Genomic DNA, 4040 nt, shown 5'->3' with positions numbered 1-4040 from the left:
TGTCCGCTGCGGTTGCCGCTTCTGCAGTACATAATTAGCTCTTCGTTTTTAAAGGATTCCAGGTCATCTATCTGCATGGATTGTATCTGGCCCAATGGCACTAAATTACCACCGATATTGAATTCTGCATTTTCGTACGGTTCACGTACATCAATAATATTCAGTTTTTCACCGGCATCTGTTCTTGCCTTTACTTCTTCTGCGGTAATTATTTTCATAGTTAAATAATTTATTATTGTTTTAAACTAACTGAATCCGGTAAGGGCATTTGCCGGGAAATATAAATATCCATCAACTGCCCCGGATGAATATACATGGATTTTTTCTCGTAGTTATACCTGTCTGGATTTTGCCGGTAGATAAAGGCGCCTGCCGTATCTTTTATAGCATCTTTGGCAATAACAGCACCTATATTAACACCCATTGCTTCCAATGTTACTTTCCCTTCTGCAAAAGTTTTGCCCACCAGGTCGGGTACCAATATTTGCTCATCCTGTAAACCGCCTGCTATCACCAACGATATTTTACTTCCCCAAATAACATTTGTACCTGTTTCAATCCTTCGGCCATTGTATTGTTGTTCCAATATTGAGCCTTTCATAAAGTCGGGTTTAAAAGTAGTGTCTCCCAATTGCAGATGGCTTCTTTGCAACAGGTCTAAAGCAAAGCCCAGGCTTTTTCCCTCCAAGGCAGGCATTGCAACCATTGGTGGCATATACCGGTTAACAGTTAAAAAAACGGTTCTGTTAACTTTTACAGTGGCACCTGCATCCGGCAATTGTTTAATTACAATGCCCCGCTGCAGGGTATCTGTAAAAACCGAATCCTGTATGGTTACATCAAACCCTTTGCTTTCGAGTAATTTAATGGCTTCTTCTGTTGGCTTACCTTTTATAGCCGGCACCGTTAAATATTCGCCGTGTTTGGTAATCCAGCCTAACATTTCAAGCGTTAAAAATATCAGCGATAATGCCAATACCGCCGCTACCAGCAGGTTAACCCAAAAAGGACGATCTGTTATAAATTTAAACATATTTTTTAGTTCAGTATCATGGTTTGCAACGGTGTAAAAAATTGTATTGGCACCTGGTTATTTAGTAAAACATTCCTCTATTAAAGTGGTGTAAAATTCTTGCAAAGTCCAGCCCATGGCAGCTACCTGCTGCGGCACCAGGCTGGCTTCTGTTTGGCCAGGCACCGTATTTATTTCCAGCAAAAAAGGCTGGCCGCTGGTTTCATCATAAATAAAATCTATTCGTACAATCCCTTTGCAGTTAAAAACAGCATACGCATTTTTGGCTGCCGTCCGCACTTTTTCTGCAATGGATTCCTCCACATTTGCCGGGGTAATTTCTTCACTGGCCCCAAGATATTTTGCTTCATAATCAAAAAATTCTTTTTTGGTTATGATTTCTGTAATGGGCAATGCAATCACTTTTCCTTTGGCTGTAAAAACGCCAATAGTAAATTCCCTGCCTTTTATAAACTCTTCAATCAGCACCTGGTCGTCTTCTTTAAATGCTTTGTCTAAGGCCGCCTGCAGAGATCCTGCTTCATTTACTTTACTCATGCCTATGCTGCTGCCGCCGTTGTTGGGCTTTACAAATACAGGTAGCTTTAATGCTTTTAAAATATCAGGTGCTGTTACAGTTCCATTTTTAAAAAGATGTAAAGATTTTGCTACTGACATACCTGCAAAAGCAGCTACAGCAACCGTATAGCGTTTATTAAAAGTGAGGGCTGAAGTGGCAGCATCGCAGGAAGTGTAGGGTATGTTGAGGCAATCAAAATAACCTTGTAATTTTCCGTCTTCGCCGGGGGTACCGTGCAGACCAACCAACACGGCATCAAAAATTATTTTTTTACCATTCACGGTAATAGAAAAGTCATTCTTGTCAATGTCTGTTTTTTCTCCGGAAGGATTTTTATAAAACCATCCGGAAGGAGTAATGTCAATGGTATAACAATTCCATTTTTCTTTGTCAACATGCTTCTCAATAGTGGCAGCAGATTGATAAGATATTACAGCTTCGCCCGAGTAACCTCCTGTAATTAATGCGATTGTTTTCTTCATAAGTAAAAAGAGAAGGGTTGTTTAGGCAAAGAAACGAAAATTGTTTATAGTTTCAAGCCTGTAAAAAATAGTTTAAATATAGTTTGTGAAGTAGATTTATTAAGAAAGATTTTCAATTAGCGCGGGTACTCTGAATAAAAATGAGCCATAGTTTAAAAGCCAATCGCTTATTTCTGGATGTCAATTCCCTCATTTCCGGAATCGAGCAACAATTTCCAGCTTCCGTTCACTTGCTTTTTCCAGATATTTACATAGGTGCCATGCATTGCAGCAACTTTATTTTTAGGTAATACCGAATATACTCCAAAGGTATAGCCCAGCTCGCCGGAAGCAGCGATATTGCCACCCTTTGGCTGCCAGATCATTGTGTAAGCGGTATCGTTTGACTGGCTGATAAAATCAATGGCATCAGCCCCCACCAACGGAAAACAATTTGGCCGCAACAATACACCATTGCTGTCAATAAATTGCATAAAAGCTGCCCTGGTGCCCTTTTGTTTGCTCATTTCCGAAAAAGAAATTTCTGCAGCAATCATCTCGGCTTTTTGTTCGGTGGCATCTTTTATTCCGGCCGTTTGATAGCAAGCCGTTAATAAAAAGAAGGGCATCAACAAAAAATAAAATTTCTTTCTACGCATAATCCGGAATAAATAGTGAATACAAATGACGCAATTCAACATTTGTAATGTAAGAAAAAAAATTAACAGCTGTTGATTTTGGGTGCTGCTTTACCTCAATAACTTGATCATAAAATAAACACAATAAAAAAGGCGAAAGTATTTTGCAATACCCTCGCCACGATGCAGGAAATATTACCTGCCTAATAAGCCCGCAGGCTTTAATAAATATTTTTGTAAAGTTGGCGCATTAAAAGTGCATCTTTTCTTTTTTAGCCATTAAAGTCTCTACTGTTTCTTCATACATCTCATCCGGTACACAACAATCCACCGGGCAAACAGCAGCGCACTGCGGTTCTTCATGAAAACCCTGGCACTCTGTACATTTATTGGGAGTAATATAATAAGTATCCACACTTACCGGAGTATTGCGTTTATCAGCATCTACCTGCGTACCATCCAATAAAGTAAATAATCCTTTTACCGTGGTACCATCTGCTATTGCCCACTCAACACCACCTTCATAAATAGCGTTATTTGGACATTCGGGTTCACAGGCACCACAATTAATACATTCGTCTGTAATTTTAATAGCCATTACTTTTGATTTAGAATTTTGAAATTGCGAATTTTGAATACAAAATAAGATTATCGGGATGAAATTACAAAATCGGATTGCATTATTATCGACACTTAAAGAATATTTGATAGAAAATGGTGAGGAACTGCAAAGAATAAAACATTCCGCATCGGTACACAATGGCTGGTTTACCATTGAATTTATTGATATTGCCATTAAAAATATTACAGAGCAGTTTTTAGATACCGAAAAACTAACTGTGTGGATCAGCCATTATTTCCTGGATGATACCATTGTTCCAAAAAATGTGGGCATTGTAATGGCAGGTAATATACCCCTTGTTGGCTTTCATGATTTTTTATGTGTGTTTATCAGCGGTCATAAACAAACCATTAAACTATCTTCTAAAGATGATATTTTATTGAAACACCTTGTGAGTAAAATGTGTACCTGGGATGCTGGTGTGGCAGACTATATTTCTTTTGCCGCCATACTAAAAGGTTGTGATGGGTACATTGCCACCGGCAGCAATAACAGTGCCCGGTACTTTGATTATTATTTTGCAAAATATCCCAGCATCATCCGTAAAAACCGTACATCGGTGGCCATTTTAAGAGGAGACGAAAGTATTGAAAGCCTTGAAAAATTATCAGATGATATCCATATTTTTTTTGGCCTGGGTTGCAGAAACGTTACAAAAATATATGTGCCGCAGGTGTACGATTTTGTACGCCTCCTGCAGTCTTTTCACCGGTACAAACATTTTGCG

Annotated in this window: 6 protein-coding genes; 1 reads left to right on the top strand and 5 read right to left on the bottom strand. The window is 38.9% G+C overall.

Annotated elements, in window-relative coordinates:
• The 5 genes from H7254_RS15320 to H7254_RS15300 form a co-directional block, all read right to left on the bottom strand.
• A partial coding sequence (locus H7254_RS15320) for a rhodanese-like domain-containing protein (protein ID WP_301933794.1) occupies positions 1–218 on the bottom strand: 218 nt, incomplete at its 3' end.
• 14 nt (positions 219–232) lie between these two features.
• Positions 233–1033, bottom strand: a complete 801-nt coding sequence (locus H7254_RS15315) for a PASTA domain-containing protein (RefSeq protein ID WP_301933793.1) — start codon at positions 1031–1033, stop codon at positions 233–235.
• A gap of 57 nt (positions 1034–1090) precedes the next feature.
• Positions 1091–2074 (bottom strand): D-alanine--D-alanine ligase, encoded by a 984-nt coding sequence (locus H7254_RS15310; protein ID WP_301933792.1) that lies wholly within the window; start codon positions 2072–2074, stop codon positions 1091–1093.
• A gap of 167 nt (positions 2075–2241) precedes the next feature.
• The gene (locus tag H7254_RS15305; RefSeq protein ID WP_301922979.1) at positions 2242–2712 is read right to left on the bottom strand and encodes a hypothetical protein; all 471 of its coding nucleotides are present in this window, start codon (positions 2710–2712) and stop codon (positions 2242–2244) included.
• Positions 2713–2941: 229 nt separating this feature from the next.
• A complete protein-coding gene (locus H7254_RS15300; RefSeq protein WP_301933791.1) occupies positions 2942–3289 on the bottom strand; it encodes a 4Fe-4S dicluster domain-containing protein in 348 nt (115 codons plus the stop codon).
• A 58-nt stretch (positions 3290–3347) separates the two neighbouring features.
• On the opposite strand from H7254_RS15300, the gene H7254_RS15295 reads away from it, so the two are divergent.
• Positions 3348–4040 (top strand): acyl-CoA reductase (locus H7254_RS15295; protein WP_301933790.1); only part of this gene is annotated, 693 nt, incomplete at its 3' end.

It is taken from the genome of Ferruginibacter sp. (assembly GCF_014377975.1).
Lineage (GTDB): Bacteria > Bacteroidota > Bacteroidia > Chitinophagales > Chitinophagaceae > Ferruginibacter.
The sequence above is the reverse complement of the archived record's forward strand: the minus strand, read 5'-3'. Positions and strand labels throughout refer to the sequence as shown.

Bases quoted from the DNA above. Each gene is read 5' to 3' on its own strand.
- H7254_RS15315 (WP_301933793.1), bottom strand. From the start codon at position 1,033: ATGTTTAAATTTATAACAGATCGTCCTTTTTGGGTTAACCTGCTGGTA.
- H7254_RS15310 (WP_301933792.1), bottom strand. From the start codon at position 2,074: ATGAAGAAAACAATCGCATTAATTACAGGAGGTTACTCGGGCGAAGCT.
- H7254_RS15305 (WP_301922979.1), bottom strand. From the start codon at position 2,712: ATGCGTAGAAAGAAATTTTATTTTTTGTTGATGCCCTTCTTTTTATTA.
- H7254_RS15300 (WP_301933791.1), bottom strand. From the start codon at position 3,289: ATGGCTATTAAAATTACAGACGAATGTATTAATTGTGGTGCCTGTGAA.